A 14,894-nucleotide genomic window follows, 5' to 3' on the forward strand; every position below is an offset into this window, starting at 1 on the left:
CCGGGCCGGCCGGACCCGCCCCACCCCGTCTCGTACTTCCCTCCTACGTCCTCACTCGCGTCCCGCCGACGTGAAGCTCATGTCGGCGTACCGCCCGCCCGCGACCTTGTCCGCGACCGGCTCCAGCAGCGCCAGTTCCTCCTCGGTCAGCACGAGCCGGGTCGCGGCCGTGTTCTCCTCCACCCGGCTCGGCTTGCGCGTGCCGGGGATCGGCACGACCGGCAGACCGTGCACCTGAGCCCGCTGGTGCACCCATGCCAGGGCGACCTGCCCGAGCGTCGCGCCGCGCGCCGCGGCGATCGACCGTACGGGCTCCAGGAGCGCCGCGTTCGCCGCCGCGTTGTCCCCGTTGAAGCGGGGCATCATCCTCCGGAAGTCGTCCGCGTCCAGCTCAGTGCCGGCGTTCACGAACGACCCCGTGAGGAAGCCGCGTCCGAGCGGCGAGTAGGGAACGAACGCCACCCCGAGCTCGGCCGCCGCGGGGACGGCGGTCCGCTCCACGTCGCGGCTGAATATCGACCACTCCGACTGGACCGCGGCGATCGGGTGCACGGCGTGTGCGGCCCGCAGCTCGTCTCCGGTCACCTCGCTCAGGCCCAGGTGCCTGACCTTGCCCTCCTGCACCAGTTCGGCCATCGCGCCGACGGTCTCCTCTATGGGGACGTTCAGGTCCCGCCGGTGCATGTAGTAGAGGTCGATCTCGTCGACGCCGAGCCGCCGCAGGCTGCCCTCAATGGACTGGCGGATGTACGGCCGGTCGTTCCTGACGCCCCGGTACGCGGGGTTGTCCGGGTCCAGGACGATGGCGAACTTCGTGGCCAGCACGATCCGTTCGCGGTTGGCCCGCACGAAGGGTGCGAGGAACGTCTCGTTCTCCCCCATCCCGTACATGTCGGCGGTGTCGTAGAGCGTGACGCCGAGTTCCAGCGCCCGCTCCAGGGTGGCCTGTGCCTCCGTCGCGTTCGTCGGCCCGTAGGCGAAGCTCATGCCCATGCAGCCGAGTCCCTGCACGCCCGCCCGGGGGCCGCCCGTGCCGAGCTCCACCTGTTCGATCTTCTCGTTGCTCACCGTGCTCATCCGGTCAGGCCCTCTCCGACGCCCGCTGGGCGTCCCCATAACAGTCGATCTTGTGGTCGAGGACCGCGAGGGTCTCCCGCAGCTCGACGATCTTCCGCCGCACGTCCTCGCGGTGCGCGTGCAGCAGCTGCTGCCGCTCCGGGACCGTGTGCTCGCCCTCCCGCAGCAGCCGCGCGTAGCGGACCATGTCCGCCACCGGCATTCCGGTTCTCCGCAGCCTCCCCACGAAGGCCAGCCAGTCGAGGTCGCGGTTGCTGTAGCGGCGCTGGCCGGTGTGCGACCGGTCGACATGCGGCATCAGCCCGATCCGCTCGTACCAGCGCAGGGTGTGCGCCGTGAGGCCGGTGCAGGTCACGACCTCGCCGATCGTGTACCTGTCCTGCCCTTCCGGCCGCGGGTGCCGGGCCGTTGCCGTGGCACACAGGTCGGCCTGCTCGGGCACGCTCTCCATCACGGTCATACCGTCACCATCCTTCGCAGGCCGGAACCCTCGGGAACCCTCGCGAGGACTTCAACGCTAGAGAGCTGGAGTGCACTCCAAGCAAGCAGAGAGAATGGAAGATCCGCCGTGATTTCCGGCCACCAGGAAGGCGGCGCGGGGCACCGCGTTAGGCTCGGGCCCATGCAGAGCCTGCGCATGATCGAGAACTGGCCGGTCCCGACCGCTGCAGCCGCCGTCGTACGGGCGGACGGCACGCTCGCCGGATCGTACGGACCGGTCGACCTCCGTTTCGAGCTCGCCTCGGTCACCAAGCCGCTGGCCGCCTACGCCGTGCTCGTCGCGTACGAGGAGGGCGCGGTCGAGCTCGACGAGCCCGCGGGGCCCGAGGGGTCGACGGTGCGGCACCTGCTCGCGCACACCTCGGGTCTGGCCTTCGACGAGCACCGCACCACGGCCGCGCCCGGCACCCGCCGTCTCTACTCCAACGCGGGCTTCGAGGTTCTCGGCGACCACATCGCCAAGGCCACCGACATCCCCTTCGCCGAGTACCTCAGGCAGGCGGTCCTGGAGCCGCTCGGCATGGCCTCCACAGACCTGCCGGGCTCCCCCGCCAAGGACGGTGTCTCGACGGCCTCCGACCTCGCCCGCTTCGCCGCCGAGCTGCAGGCGCCGCAGCTGCTGCACCCGCGGACCGTCGCCGAGGCGACCGCCGTCGTCCACCCGGGCCTCTCAGGCGTGCTTCCCGGCTATGGGCACCAGAAGCCCAACGACTGGGGCCTGGGCTTCGAGATCCGCGATGCCAAGTCCCCCCACTGGACGGGCTCTTCGTCCTCGCCCCGCACCTTCGGACACTTCGGCCAGTCCGGCACGTTCCTGTGGGTCGACCCGGAGGCGGGAGCCGCCTGCGTCGCGCTGACGGACCGGCCGTTCGGCCCGTGGGCGGTCGACGCCTGGCCGCCGTTCACGGACGCGGTGCTGGCCGAACTGCGCGCCGCCTAGCGCATCTCCCACACGAGGAACTCGGCCGCACCCTCCGCGGTCACCTCGCGGTCCCGGCATCCGGAGATCCGCGCCGCGTCGCCCGGTCCCAGCACGGCCGGGGCCAGCCGCACCTCACCGCGCACCACGTGCACGTACACCCGCGGCGCGTCCGGCAGGGCGCTGCGCTCCCCGTCCCGGAGCCGCCGTACGTGGAGCACGGCGCCGGCCCGCTCCAGCGCGTACGGCGTGCCGTCGGCGATGCCCCGCACCACCTCGTACTCCGGTTCTCCGCCCGGCCGCAGCGAGGGCTCCAGCCACATCTGCACGAAGACGAGCGCTACCCGCCCGTCGTTCCGCTCCACGTGCCGCACCCCGCTGCCCGCGCTGAGCCGCTGCACATCACCGGCGCGTACGGCGGTGGCGTGGCCCGCGGAGTCGCGGTGAGTGAGCTCACCCTCGACGACCCAGGTGACCAGCTCCACATCCCGGTGCGGATGTTCCTCGAAGCCCGCCCCCGGCGCCAGCCGCTCCTCGTTGCAGGCCATCAGCGCGCCGAAGCGCACGTTGTCCGGGTCGTAGTGGTGTCCGAAGGAGAACGCGTGCAGCGTCTCGACCCCGGCCTCCGCGTCCCCGCCCCGATAGCGCTCCCGGGCCCGCCACACCTCGGTCATCCCACCACCGTAGCCCCGTCCCGCCCCCCCGCCGCCCCGCACACCCGCCCTCATGAGGCAGGCTTGTCCCGTGCCTGAAACCGGATCCACCGACGCTCACCCCCACGCCGCGACCCTGCGGCGGCTGGAGAAGTCCTCCGGCCGTCTCGCAGCGAACGCCATCGCCCGCATGGACGAGACGCTGCCGTGGTATCGCGCCATGCCGCCCGAGAACCGGTCCTGGATCGGTCTCGTCGCCCAGGCCGGCATCGCGGCCTTCACCGAGTGGTTCCGGCACCCGGAGACCCCGCAGGCCATCAGCACCGACGTGTTCGGGACCGCGCCCCGCGAGCTGACCCGCGCCATCACGCTCCGCCAGACCGTCGAGATGGTGCGCACCACGATCGAGGTCATGGAGTCGGCCATCGACGAGGTGGCGGCCCCCGGCGACGAGTCGGCGCTGCGCGAGGCCCTCCTGGTCTACGCGCGCGAGATCGCCTTCGCCACCGCCCAGGTGTACGCGCAGGCCGCCGAGGCCCGCGGCGCCTGGGACGCCCGGCTCGAGTCGCTGGTCGTCAACGCCGTGCTGTCGGGCGAGGCGGACGAGGGCGCCCTGTCCCGCGCGGCCGCCCTCGGCTGGAACTCCCCCGAGCACGTCATCGTCGTCCTTGGCACAGCCCCCAACGGCGACAGCGAGTTGACGGTCGAGGCGATCCGCCGCGCCGCCCGGCACGCCAAGCTCCAGGTCCTCACCGGGGTGCTCGGCGACCGCCTCGTGGTGATCGCGGGCGGCAGCAACGACCCGATCCGTACGGCGAAGGCGCTGATCGGGCCGTTCGCCGCGGGTCCCGTGGTCGCCGGTCCCGTTGTCGGCGATCTGCTGTCCGCGACCCGGTCCGCGCACGCGGCGGCCGCGGGCCTGCGGGCCTGCGGTGCCTGGCCGGACGCCCCCCGCCCGGTCATCGCGGACGATCTGCTCCCCGAGCGGGCGATGGCGGGCGACGCCTCGGCGCGCGAGCAACTGGTGGAGGAGATCTACAGACCGCTCGAGGAAGCCGGCTCAGCACTTCTGGAAACCTTGAGCGTTTATCTGGAGCAGGCGAGCAGTCTGGAGGGCGCCGCGCGGATGCTGTTCGTGCACCCCAACACCGTGCGCTACCGGCTCCGACGTGTGACCGATGTCACCGGATGGTCGCCCTCCGATGTACGTTCAGCGTTCACCCTGCGTATTGCGCTGATTCTGGGGCGTCTGGCCGACGCGGAATCGAAGCTCTAGCCTTTTGTTGGACACCCACAATTCCCCTGACGGTTCTTGGTCCCTGTCCCCACCGGCGGCACTGACCGTCCACAAGAGAGAGTGTGAGAGTGCTCGTACTCGTCGCTCCCGGCCAGGGCGCCCAGGCGCCCGGCTTCCTGACCCCCTGGCTCGACCTTCCCGGCGTCACAGAACGCCTTGCGGAGTGGTCGGCCGTCACCGAACTCGACTTGGTGCACTACGGCACCAAGGCCGACGCGGAGGAGATCCGCGACACCGCAGTGGCGCAGCCCCTGCTGGTCGCCGCCGGTCTGATCTCGGCGCAGCAGCTGTTCGCGACGCCCGGCGACGTCGCCCGCCTCGCGGGAGCCGCCGCGGGTCACAGCGTCGGTGAGATCACCGCGGCCGCCGCGACCGGCGTGCTGAAGCCCGAGGCCGCCATGTCGCTCGTACGGCAACGGGGCCTGGCGATGGCGAAGGCCGCGGCCGTGACCGAGACCGGCATGTCCGCGGTCCTCGGAGGCGACCCCGACGCCGTGGTCGCGCACCTGGAGGACCTCGGCCTGACCCCGGCGAACATGAACGGCGCCGGGCAGATCGTCGCCGCGGGCACCGCAGAACAGCTCGCCGCCCTCGCCGAGAACAGGCCGGAGAAGGCCCGCGTCATCCCACTGAAGGTGGCAGGCGCGTTCCACACCCGCCACATGGCCCCCGCGGTCGAGACCCTGGAGGCCCTGGTCCCCGATCTCGCGGTCGAGGACCCGAGTACGGCGTACGTGTCCAACAAGGACGGCGAAGTCGTCGCCACCGGCGGCGAGGTCGTGCAGCGCCTGGTCAACCAGGTGTCCAACCCGGTCCGCTGGGACCAGTGCATGGAGACGTTCCAGCGGCTCGGCGTGACGGCGATGATCGAGCTGTGCCCCGGCGGCACGCTCACCGGCCTCGCCAAGCGCGCCCTGCCCGGGGTGAAGACCGTCGCGCTGAAGACCCCGGACCAACTGGACGCGGCCCGCGAGCTCATCGCCACTGCGACATCAGCCGCTGCCGCGCCGGGCGCCTCGCCTTCCGACACGACCGCCGAATAGGAGCCGCGAACAGCATGACCGCGAAGATCAGACCCAGTAAGGGCGCCCCGTATGCGCGGATCCTCGGCGTCGGCGGCTACCGCCCCACGCGCGTGGTGCCGAACGAGGAGATCCTGAAGCACATCGACTCGTCCGACGAGTGGATCCGTTCGCGCTCCGGCATCGCGACCCGGCACTGGGCGGGCCCTGACGAGACGGTCGCCGAAATGTCCGTCGAGGCCGCGGGCAAGGCGATCGCGGCGGCGGGGATCACGGCCGAGCAGATCGACACGGTCGTGATCTCGACGGTCTCGCACTTCAAGCAGACTCCCTCCATCGCCACGGAGATCACGCACCGGCTCGGTTCGGGCAAGGCCGCCGCCTTCGACATCTCCGCGGCCTGCGCGGGCTTCGGCTACGGCTTGACGATCGCCAAGGGCCTCATCGTCGAGGGCAGCGCGGAGTACGTGCTCGTGGTGGGTGTCGAGCGCCTCTCCGACCTCACCGACATGACCGACCGCTCCACCGCCTTCCTCTTCGGCGACGGCGCCGGCGCGGTCGTCGTGGGCCCGTCCCAGGAGCCCGCGATGGGCCCCACCGTCTGGGGCTCCGAGGGCGACAAGGCGGACGTCATCACGCAGACCGTCGCCTGGGACGGCTTCCGTGTCGGCGACGTGGCGGAGCTTCCGCTCGGCGAGGACGGCGAGCTGAAGTTCCCGGCCATCCGCCAGGAAGGCCAAACCGTCTTCCGCTGGGCGGTGTTCGAGATGGCGAAGGTCGCCCAGCAGGCGCTGGACGCGGCCGGAGTCACCCCGGACGACCTGGATGTCTTCATCCCGCACCAGGCCAACATGCGGATCATCGACTCGATGGTGAAGACTCTCAAACTGCCGGAGCACGTCACGGTCGCCCGCGACGTGGAGACCACCGGCAACACCTCGGCCGCCTCGATTCCGCTCGCGATGGAGCGGATGCTGGCGACCGGGCAGGCGAAGAGCGGCGACACCGCGCTCGTCATCGGCTTCGGGGCGGGTCTCGTCTACGCCGCCACGGTCGTTACTCTCCCCTAGGCAAGATCCACCCCCGCATTCAGCGAAAGCGAAAACACAGAAGGAGCGCCGCCATGGCCGCCACCCAGGAAGAGATCGTCGAGGGTCTCGCGGAGATCGTGAACGAGATCGCCGGTATCCCCACCGAGGATGTCCAGAGCGACAAGTCGTTCACCGACGACCTGGACGTCGACTCGCTGTCCATGGTCGAGGTCGTCGTCGCCGCCGAGGAGCGCTTCGACGTGAAGATCCCGGACGACGACGTCAAGAACCTCAAGACCGTGGGCGACGCTGTCGACTACATCCTCAAGCACCAGGCCTGATCCAGCCGAGCGTTTGTCGCCACCCCGCGGTGGCGCCGTCGATTCGGACCCCTCGACACGTGGAGAAAGAATTCCTGTGAACGCGACCAATCGCACTGTGGTCGTCACCGGTATCGGCGCAACCACACCGCTGGGTGGCGACAGCGCATCGACCTGGGAAGGCCTGATCGCCGGACGCTCGGGCGTCAGCGCGCTCAAGCAGGACTGGGCCGTGGACCTCCCGGTGCGTATCGCCGCACAGATCGCCGTGGAGCCGGGCGAGATCATCGCCCGCCCGCAGGCGCGCAAGCTGGACCGCTCGGCGCAGTTCGCGCTGATCGCCGCCCGCGAGGCCTGGGCCGACGCGGGCTTCACCGCCAAGGCCGGCGAGGACGCCGCCATCGAGCCGGAGCGCCTGGGCGCGGTCATCGCTTCCGGCATCGGCGGTGTCACCACGCTGCTCGACCAGTACGACGTGCTGAAGGAGAAGGGCGTCCGGCGCGTCTCCCCGCACACCGTGCCCATGCTCATGCCGAACAGCCCCGCGGCCAACGTCGGCCTCGAGGTCGGCGCCCGCGCGGGCGTGCACACCCCGGTCAGCGCCTGCGCTTCGGGCGCCGAGGCCATCGGCTACGCGATCGAGATGATCCGTACCGGCCGCGCCGACGTGGTCGTCGCGGGCGGCACCGAGGCGGCCGTCCACCCGCTGCCGATCGCCGCGTTCGGCAACATGATGGCGATGTCGAAGAACAACGACGACCCGGAAGGCGCCTCGCGGCCGTACGACCAAGCCCGTGACGGCTTCGTGCTCGGCGAGGGCGCGGGTGTGGTCGTGCTGGAGTCGGCGGAGCACGCGGCCAAGCGCGGCGCCAGCGTGTACGCAGAGGCGCTCGGCCAGGGCATCTCCGCGGACGCGCACCACATCACGCAGCCCGAGCCGTCCGGCAGCGGCATCGCGCACGCCCTGCGGAACCTGCTGGCCGGGACCGACCTCAAGCCGTCCGAGATCGCGCACATCAACGCGCACGCCACCTCCACCCCGCAGGGCGACGTGGCCGAGATCAAGGCGCTGCGCAAGGTCTTCGGCGAGGACGTCGACCACATGGCCCTGTCGGCCACGAAGTCGATGACCGGTCACCTCCTCGGCGGCGCGGGCGGCATCGAGACGGTCGCCACCGTGCTCGCGCTGCACCACCGGCTCGCCCCGCCGACGATCAACGTCGAGAACCTCGACCCCGAGGCCGACGCGGACGTCGTACGCGGTGAGGCCCGTGTGCTCCCGGAGGGCACCATCGCGGCGCTCAACGACTCCTTCGGCTTCGGCGGCCACAACGTCGTCCTGGCCTTCAGGACCGTCTGAGCCTCCACACCTCAATCCCTGTGGGGGGGCGGGCCCGTCGGGTCCGCCCCCCACAGGGATTTTTCGCGCGTGGCCGCGGATCAGTCCGCGAAGCTCGCGAAGTAGCTGGCCGCCATGTCCTCATCGCCGTGCCCCTGCCGCTCCGCGCGGCGCAGGCGTTCCAGGCCCGCCGCGGCCACGTCCAGCCGTACGCCGGCCTCCTCGCCCGCCTCCACGATCAGTCGGGCGTCCTTTCCGGCCGTCGAGACGGCGAAGTTCGGCGTGTAGTCGCCCGTCATGATGGCCGCGGCCTTGGCGCGGAGGTAGCCGCAGTCCAGCGCCCCGCCCGCGATGGCGTCGAGGAAGCCCTGCGGCTCGACGCCCAGGCCCTCGGCGAGGGCGAGGGCCTCCGCGGTGCTGTTGTTGAGGGCCAGCACCCAGCTGTTGCAGACCAGTTTGAGGCGCGTGGCGGCGCCGCTGGCGCCGTCGTCGGCGATCCAGACCGTACGGCTGCCGATGGCCTCGAAGACCGGCGCCAGGGCGGTGCGGGCCTCCTCGGGCCCTGCGGCGAGGACGGTCAGCTGACCGTCCTCCGCGGGTTGGCGCGTGCCGAGGACCGGCGCGTCGACGAAGAGCAGGTCGTGTTCGCCCGCGAAGGCGGCGAGCGGTTCGAGGGCGTCGAGGCCCGCGGTGGTGGACTGGGCCCATACGGTCCCGGGAGCCAGGGCGGTGGCGGCGGAGCGCATGGTCCGGAGCGCGGCGGGACCGTCGTAGAGCATGGTCAGGACGACATGGGCGCCCTCGACGGCCGCGGCGGGGTCGTCGGCGATACGGGCACCGTCGGCGGCGAGCGGTTCGGCCTTGTCGCGGGTGCGGTTCCAGACGCGGACGTCCAGCCCGGCACGGCACAGGTTGCGGGCCATCGCCGCCCCCATGATGCCGGTGCCCAGCACGGCCACTGAGGTTCTGTCAGGCATAAGGGCACGCTACGGGGTTGAGTTGCGCTCCGAGCGAATCCTGCCGCACCCGGTGCTGCGCGCTTACGGAACGGGGGCGCTCACACCACCTGGTGCAGCCACCGGACCGGCGCGCCCTCACCCGCGTACCGGAAGGGCTCCAACTCGTCGTCCCACGGCTTGCCCAGGAGTCTGGCGATCTCGGCCTCGAGGTCGGTCTCGCCGCGGCCTGCTCTGGCGAGGGCGGCGCGCAGCCGGTCCTCGGGGATCAGAATGTCGCCGTGGATGCCGGTGACGGCGTGGAAGATGCCGAGGTCCGGCGTGGAGCTGTAGCGCTCGCCCTCGGCTGTGGGGCAGGGCTCCGCGGTCACCTCGAAGCGGAGCAGGTGCCAGCCGCGCAGGGCGGACGCGAGTTTGGACGCGGTGCCCGGCTCGCCCTGCCAGGAGAACTCGGCTCGCCATGTGCCTGGCGAGGCGGGCTGCCTGATCCAGTCGAGGCTGACGCGCACGCCGAGGACGCCCGCGACGGCCCATTCGACGTGCGGGCACAGCGCACGCGGTGCGGAGTGCACGTACAGAACTCCACGTGTCGTCACCGGGACCTCCAGTGTGGGACGAGGTTCGCCTTCCCCAGCGGCCTCGTGCCCGTACCGGTCGCGTCCGGGACAGCACCTGACATCCTGCCCCACGGGTCTTTTCCGTACCAGCTCCCGAGGTCACTTGCAGTAAACACTACGGAGAGCAAATCTCTGCAAAAGGGACAGCATGTGACGTGATGTAATTTACCGGGTTACCGGGAACGCACTCTCTCCTCTGGGTCGACGGGTCGTCAGGTCGCTGATCCCGAGGCGCAGCAGCCCGACGCCACGGGGAAAAGCTACCGTGCGGCAGAGGCCCAGGTGTGACGTACCGTCGGTCCCGAGCAGATATCGACGAAGCTTTCACTCGCCGGGACGTCACGTAACCTTCGATCGGGGAACGTCCGATCGGCCCAATACGTCCTCCTGGTGGGAAAGCGGGAGGAAGCCCTTGCCGCCGCTGGAAGGGGGAACGCGGATGCAGGACGGCCACGAGCGCGCAGACCGGCGCGCACTCCGGCGCGAGCGCCGGGGCCGTGCCGCCGCAGCTCTCGTGGTGGCGGCGGTGCTCGTCGGGGCCGCCTCGTTCACCGGATGTGACGACGACGGTGACGAGCGGGCGGGCGGGCGGTCCGCGGCGGCCACCCAACGCCCCCGCCCCAAACCCACCCCTCTGTGGGACACGAGTCCCGGCTCGATCGCTGCGCTGGGTGACTCCATCACCCGGGGCTTCGACGCCTGCGGCGTACTCACCGACTGTCCCGAGGTGTCCTGGTCGACGGGGACGGATCCGCAGGTCGGGAGCCTGGCGCAGCGGCTGCTCAAGGATCCGGCGCGGAGCAGCTGGAACCACGCGAGGAACGGGGCCCGGATGGCCGATCTGCCGGGGCAGGTCGCGGCGGCCGTCACCGAAAGACCGGAGCTGGTGACCGTCATGCTCGGGGCGAATGACGCGTGCCGCGACAGCACCGCTCTGATGACCCCGGTCGCCGCCTTCCGCGCCGACTTCGAGGCCGCGCTCAAGAGACTCCGGCGCGCGCTGCCCAAGACGCAGGTGTATGTGGCGAGCATCCCGGATCTCAAGCGGCTGTGGGCCGAGGGACGGCAGAGCGCCTTCGGCAAGCAGGTGTGGAGGCTGGGCATCTGCGCCTCGATGCTGAGCGAGCCGGATGCGACGGACCAGGCGTCGGCTGTCCGCAGGCAGCAGGTGTACGACCGGGTGGTGGCGTACAACTCCGCGCTGAGGGAGGTCTGCGGCAAGGACCCGCTGTGCCGGTACGACGGCGGGGAGGTCTTCCGTTACCGCTTCACCGGCGCGCAGCTGAGCAGGTGGGACTGGTTCCACCCGAGCAGGAACGGTCAGGAGCGGCTGGCGGACATGGCGTACCGGAGGGTCACGGCGAGGGAGTAGGTGGAGCAGGTGGAGTAGATGGAGCAGGTGTTGTAGCCGCGGGCTGTTCACGGAACCCGCGGGCGGTCTGCGGTGTAACAGAAGCAGAACCGTCCGAAGCGGGGGAGTGATTCAGATGCGCAACGCAGCAACCGTGACCGTCACCGTCAGCACCGAAAGTGCGGCTCGTGAGGCGTGGGCGGCGCGTGCCGCCAGTACCGCTTGTGGCGCCCGCGGCGGCCCGAGTGCCCGAACTGCCAGCACTGCCGCCGTTCCTGCCGCTCCGTCACGCCTTCGCGTCGAGGGGGGCGGTCAGCCGTCGGTCGGCGACCGAGCGCCCGGCCTCCACCGCGTAGGTGCCGGGGACGAAGCGCCAGGTGTCCGTCTGCTCGTCCCAGACCTCGAACGCCCGGCGCCGGAGCGGGACGGCGGCCCGGACGGTCTCGCCGGGGGCGGCCTCGACCGAGGCGAAGCCCGCGAGCCAGCGGGTGGGGCGATCAGACGATTCGTCGGCGAAGGCCTGGCTGCCGGCGGGGGCTTGGCTGTCGGCAGAGGCCTGGCTGCCGGCGGGGGCGCCTTCCACCTGGGCTCCGTCGGTGGGCGCGAGGTAGATCTGGACGACCTCGCGGCCTGGGCGTGTTCCCGTATTGCGGACGTGGACCGTGACCGTAGTGGGCTCGGCGCCGGAGAGTTCGATGCCCTGGTACTCCCAGGTGGTGTAGCCGAGGCCGTGGCCGAAGGGGTACGCGGGCGTGGTGCCCGCCCTGTCCCAGGCGCGGTAGCCGATGAAAACGCCCTCGTCGTAGGGCAGTTCGCCGCCGTCGGGTACGACCCGGGTCACCGGCGCGTCGGCGAGGGCGGCCGGCCAGGTGGTGGGCAGGCGGCCGCCCGGTTCGTGGTCGCCGAGCAGGACGTCCGCGAGGGCCGCGCCCGCCTCCTGCCCGGGGAACCAGCCGAGGAGCACGGCCGAGACCTTCTCGCGCCACGGAAGCTCCACCGGCGAGCCGGAGTTGACGACGACGACGGTGCGCTGATTGGCGGCGGCCACCCGGCGTACGAGCTCGTCCTGGCGGCCGGGCAGTGCGAGGGTCGTGCGGTCGAAGCCCTCGCTCTCCACCCGCTCGGTGGTGGCGACCACCACGACCGCGGTGTCGGCGGCGGCCGCGGTGGCCACGGCCTCCTCCATCAGCTCGTCGGGGTCGCGCACCGGGTCGCCGTGGACCAGGGCGCAGCCGACGGCGGGCAGCGGGGCTTCGGGGAGCTTGGCGACCGTGCAGGTCAGGGAGATCTCGACGGGCTCGCCCGCGGTCAGTTCCAGTTCGCCGCGCGGGATCGGCGAGCCGGAGAAGGCCTCGAAAAGATCGTCGTGGCCGGGCTCCTGGACGCCCTCGAAGAGGACCCGGCCGCCGACGGTGAGGGTGAAACCGCCGAGTCCCTTGGTGCCGAAGGCATGGCCGCCGCTCTCGCGCGGGGTGAAGGTGCCGGCGATCTCGAGAGTGTGCAGCGCCTCGTAGCGGACGCCCTCGGGGAAGTCGCCCAGCCACTGCACCTGGCCGTTCCGCAGCGGTTCGCCGCCGAGCTCGCGCCCTTCGGCGTCCCGGCAAACGGCGCGCAGCTCGAATCCCGTGTCCGCGACGGCGAGTTCGTCGCTGGGGTCGGCGCCCACGGCGTAGCTGAGCCCGATGCCCTCGGGGAGCGCGGCCCGGAGCCCGTCGAGCGGGGAGACGACATGGTGAGGGAAGACCTCGGCGGAGCCGCCGCCGAGGATCCGGGCGTCGCGGGCCGCGGCGCCGATGAGGGCGACCGTGCGGACGCGGGCCGTGTCGATCGGCAGGACCTGCTGCTCGTTGCGTACGAGGACGAAGGCGCAGCGGGCGATTTCGCGGGCGAGTGCGTCGCCGTCGACCGCCGCAGGGAAGTCACCGGGCGCGACGGCGGCGGGTGCGCCGTCGAGGGCGCCGACGCGGGCGGCGAGGCGGAGCACGTTCCGTACGGCACGGTCGACGGCGGACTCGTCGACCCGGCCGTCCCGTACGGCGGCGGCAAGGGCCTCTCCGTAGACGGTCGTGGGCCCGGGCATGGCCACGTCCAGGCCGCCGTTGATCGCTCCCGTGGTGTCGCGGGCGGCCATCCAGTCGGAGACGACGATGCCGTCGAAGCCCCACTCTCGCCGCAGGACGTCGTGCTGGAGCCGGCGGTGGGCCGTCATCGTGGTGCCGTTGACCGAGTTGTAGGCGGACATGATCCCCCAGGGGCGGGCGCTCTTCACGATGGCCTCGAAGGGGGCGAGGTAGAGCTCGCGCAGCGGGCGCGGCGAGACCTTGTTGTTCACGGTGAAGCGCTCGGTCTCGGCGTCATTGGCGACGAAGTGCTTCACGGTGGTGCCGACGCCGCCCTCCTGGACACCCCGCACGTAGCCGGTGCCGATCTCACCGGTGAGGTACGGGTCCTCGGAGTAGCACTCGAAGTGACGGCCACCGAGCGGCGAGCGGTGCAGGTTGACGGTCGGTGCGAGGAGGACGTGGACACCCTTGCGGCGGGCCTCCTGGGCGAGGAGGTGGCCGGCGCGACGGGCGAGTTCCGGGTCCCAGGTGGCGGCGAGCGCGGTGGGGCTGGGCAGGGCGACGGATGGGTCGGCGGCGGTCCAGCGCACTCCGCGTACGCCGATCGGGCCGTCGGACATGACCAGGGACCGCAGGCCGATCCTGAGGATTGGGGGCAGCGACCAGGTGTCCTGACCGGCGAGCAGCCGGGCCTTCGTGTCCAGATCGAGCTTGCCGAGCGCGCTCTCCACCACAGCCTCGCGGACGGCGTCCTGACGCGCTGCCGCTTTGCGAGCAGCGGACCGAGCCGCATTCCGTTGTGCGTCCTGCGTGGTCATCGTCGACCCCCTCGGAGTGGCCCGGATTCTGAGTGGTCCGGATGGGGAGCATCCTGGTCCCGGTACCGTGCAAGCGGTAGGTGTTGTCATCGTTTCGTTACCCATCGGGAGTGGATAGGCTCGGCGCGTGGCGGAGCAGCGGCAGTCGGGACGGTGGGGCGGCGGGCGCGAGGCGCGCAGCGAGGAACGGCGGGAGGACATCCTGCGGGCGGCCATGGCCGTCATCGCCGAGCGCGGGTACCGGGGGGCCTCCCTCAGCGCGGTCGCCGAGCGAGTCGGGCTCACCCAACAGGGGTTGCTGCATTACTTCCCCACCAAGGCGGCGCTGCTCGTTGCGGTGCTCGAAGCACGAGACGAGTGGGACACCCAGCGCGCCGCGAAGCCCGGCGGCGAGGCGTGGCCGCTGGACCTCTACGCCTCGCTGGTCGAGTACAACGCGACGCGGCAGGGCATCGTCCAGACCTTCTCCGCCCTCTTGGGCGAGAGCGTGACCGAGGGCCACCCGGCACAGGAGTTCTTCCGGCACCGCTACGAGGTGGTGCGCGACGATGCGGCTGCCGCGCTGCGCGGCGAGTTCGGCGAGCGGCTGCCCGGAGGGCTCACGCCGGAGCAGGCGGCGCCGCTGCTGATCGCGGTGATGGATGGGATGCAGTTCCAGTGGCTGCTGGACCCGGAGGCGGTGGACATGCCCGCGGCCTTCCGTGCTCTCGTCTCCCTGCTGCGGCAGGGGAATCAGGGCCCGGCAACCGACCGCTGAGGCGACGCGGGCAACCGGCCGCACGGGTGAGGGGCTGCCAACTGCGGTGCCGGCTCCGCCCCGTTCGCGGTCGAGGCCCCCCTGGGGACCTCCTAGGGCGGAAGGAGTGCGGCGCAACGCATGTGGCTCGTCGGCATCGGCGCGGATGACCGACCGGCCGATGCGGTGAGTCC

Annotated in this window: 14 protein-coding genes; 8 read left to right on the top strand and 6 right to left on the bottom strand. The window is 71.6% G+C overall.

The features are described 5' to 3' along the window. Positions 1–51: 51 nt before the first annotated feature. Both ACTWQC_RS20580 and ACTWQC_RS20585 read right to left on the bottom strand, forming a co-directional pair. The gene (locus tag ACTWQC_RS20580) at positions 52–1,077 is read right to left on the bottom strand and encodes an aldo/keto reductase (RefSeq protein WP_443317211.1); all 1,026 of its coding nucleotides are present in this window, start codon (positions 1,075–1,077) and stop codon (positions 52–54) included. A gap of 4 nt (positions 1,078–1,081) precedes the next feature. Beyond that, positions 1,082–1,537 (bottom strand): MerR family transcriptional regulator, encoded by a 456-nt coding sequence (locus ACTWQC_RS20585; RefSeq protein WP_443317212.1) that lies wholly within the window; start codon positions 1,535–1,537, stop codon positions 1,082–1,084. A gap of 162 nt (positions 1,538–1,699) precedes the next feature. Between ACTWQC_RS20585 and ACTWQC_RS20590 the strand changes: the two genes are divergently transcribed. After that, positions 1,700–2,518, top strand: coding sequence for a serine hydrolase domain-containing protein (locus ACTWQC_RS20590; RefSeq protein WP_443317213.1), 819 nt, complete (start codon positions 1,700–1,702; stop codon positions 2,516–2,518). On the opposite strand, the gene ACTWQC_RS20595 is transcribed toward ACTWQC_RS20590, so the two are convergent. Beyond that, positions 2,515–3,171 carry a pirin family protein gene (locus ACTWQC_RS20595; protein WP_443317214.1) on the bottom strand — a complete coding sequence of 219 codons (657 nt, stop codon included), beginning with the start codon at positions 3,169–3,171 and terminating at the stop codon, positions 2,515–2,517. The two genes, ACTWQC_RS20590 and ACTWQC_RS20595, sit on opposite strands and share 4 nt — an antisense overlap. Positions 3,172–3,223: 52 nt before the next feature. On the opposite strand from ACTWQC_RS20595, the gene ACTWQC_RS20600 reads away from it, so the two are divergent. The 5 genes from ACTWQC_RS20600 (at position 3,224) to fabF (ending at position 8,180) form a co-directional block, all read left to right on the top strand. Beyond that, on the top strand, positions 3,224–4,426 hold the full coding sequence (locus ACTWQC_RS20600) for a PucR family transcriptional regulator (RefSeq protein WP_443317215.1): 1,203 nt from the start codon (positions 3,224–3,226) through the stop codon (positions 4,424–4,426). An 89-nt stretch (positions 4,427–4,515) separates the two neighbouring features. Next, a complete protein-coding gene (locus ACTWQC_RS20605) occupies positions 4,516–5,490 on the top strand; it encodes an ACP S-malonyltransferase (RefSeq protein WP_443317216.1) in 975 nt (324 codons plus the stop codon). A gap of 14 nt (positions 5,491–5,504) precedes the next feature. After that, the gene (locus tag ACTWQC_RS20610; RefSeq protein WP_443317217.1) at positions 5,505–6,539 is read left to right on the top strand and encodes a ketoacyl-ACP synthase III; all 1,035 of its coding nucleotides are present in this window, start codon (positions 5,505–5,507) and stop codon (positions 6,537–6,539) included. Between the two features lie 53 nt (positions 6,540–6,592). Further along, positions 6,593–6,841: an acyl carrier protein gene (locus ACTWQC_RS20615; protein WP_443317218.1), complete on the top strand. Its 249-nt coding sequence runs from the start codon at positions 6,593–6,595 to the stop codon at positions 6,839–6,841. Positions 6,842–6,917: 76 nt separating this feature from the next. Next, complete coding sequence (gene fabF / locus ACTWQC_RS20620) at positions 6,918–8,180, top strand: beta-ketoacyl-ACP synthase II (protein WP_443317219.1); 1,263 nt, start codon at positions 6,918–6,920, stop codon at positions 8,178–8,180. Positions 8,181–8,260: 80 nt separating this feature from the next. Here the strand turns inward: fabF and ACTWQC_RS20625 are convergent, their stop codons facing one another. Together ACTWQC_RS20625 and ACTWQC_RS20630 are read right to left on the bottom strand one after the other, a co-directional pair. Beyond that, positions 8,261–9,136, bottom strand: a complete 876-nt coding sequence (locus ACTWQC_RS20625) for an NAD(P)-dependent oxidoreductase (RefSeq protein ID WP_443317220.1) — start codon at positions 9,134–9,136, stop codon at positions 8,261–8,263. Between the two features lie 80 nt (positions 9,137–9,216). Then, entirely contained in the window at positions 9,217–9,711 is a 495-nt protein-coding gene (locus tag ACTWQC_RS20630) for a DUF3145 domain-containing protein (protein WP_443317221.1), read from the bottom strand. Positions 9,712–10,171: 460 nt separating this feature from the next. On the opposite strand from ACTWQC_RS20630, the gene ACTWQC_RS20635 reads away from it, so the two are divergent. Continuing rightward, a complete protein-coding gene (locus ACTWQC_RS20635) occupies positions 10,172–11,104 on the top strand; it encodes an SGNH/GDSL hydrolase family protein (RefSeq protein ID WP_443317222.1) in 933 nt (310 codons plus the stop codon). 265 nt (positions 11,105–11,369) lie between these two features. Here the strand turns inward: ACTWQC_RS20635 and ACTWQC_RS20640 are convergent, their stop codons facing one another. Continuing rightward, complete coding sequence (locus ACTWQC_RS20640; protein ID WP_443317223.1) at positions 11,370–13,964, bottom strand: glycoside hydrolase family 3 protein; 2,595 nt, start codon at positions 13,962–13,964, stop codon at positions 11,370–11,372. Between the two features lie 127 nt (positions 13,965–14,091). Between ACTWQC_RS20640 and ACTWQC_RS20645 the strand changes: the two genes are divergently transcribed. Then, positions 14,092–14,721, top strand: coding sequence for a TetR/AcrR family transcriptional regulator (locus ACTWQC_RS20645; protein WP_443317224.1), 630 nt, complete (start codon positions 14,092–14,094; stop codon positions 14,719–14,721). Positions 14,722–14,894: the final 173 nt, after the last annotated feature.

Source organism: Streptomyces sp. 8N616 (assembly GCF_052246385.1).
Taxonomy (GTDB): domain Bacteria; phylum Actinomycetota; class Actinomycetes; order Streptomycetales; family Streptomycetaceae; genus Streptomyces.

Bases quoted from the DNA above. Each gene is read 5' to 3' on its own strand.
- ACTWQC_RS20580 (WP_443317211.1), bottom strand. From the start codon at position 1,077: ATGAGCACGGTGAGCAACGAGAAGATCGAACAGGTGGAGCTCGGCACG.
- ACTWQC_RS20585 (WP_443317212.1), bottom strand. From the start codon at position 1,537: ATGACCGTGATGGAGAGCGTGCCCGAGCAGGCCGACCTGTGTGCCACG.
- ACTWQC_RS20625 (WP_443317220.1), bottom strand. From the start codon at position 9,136: ATGCCTGACAGAACCTCAGTGGCCGTGCTGGGCACCGGCATCATGGGG.
- ACTWQC_RS20610 (WP_443317217.1), top strand. From the start codon at position 5,505: ATGACCGCGAAGATCAGACCCAGTAAGGGCGCCCCGTATGCGCGGATC.
- ACTWQC_RS20590 (WP_443317213.1), top strand. From the start codon at position 1,700: ATGCAGAGCCTGCGCATGATCGAGAACTGGCCGGTCCCGACCGCTGCA.
- ACTWQC_RS20615 (WP_443317218.1), top strand. From the start codon at position 6,593: ATGGCCGCCACCCAGGAAGAGATCGTCGAGGGTCTCGCGGAGATCGTG.
- ACTWQC_RS20595 (WP_443317214.1), bottom strand. From the start codon at position 3,171: ATGACCGAGGTGTGGCGGGCCCGGGAGCGCTATCGGGGCGGGGACGCG.
- ACTWQC_RS20600 (WP_443317215.1), top strand. From the start codon at position 3,224: ATGAGGCAGGCTTGTCCCGTGCCTGAAACCGGATCCACCGACGCTCAC.
- ACTWQC_RS20640 (WP_443317223.1), bottom strand. From the start codon at position 13,964: ATGACCACGCAGGACGCACAACGGAATGCGGCTCGGTCCGCTGCTCGC.
- ACTWQC_RS20635 (WP_443317222.1), top strand. From the start codon at position 10,172: ATGCAGGACGGCCACGAGCGCGCAGACCGGCGCGCACTCCGGCGCGAG.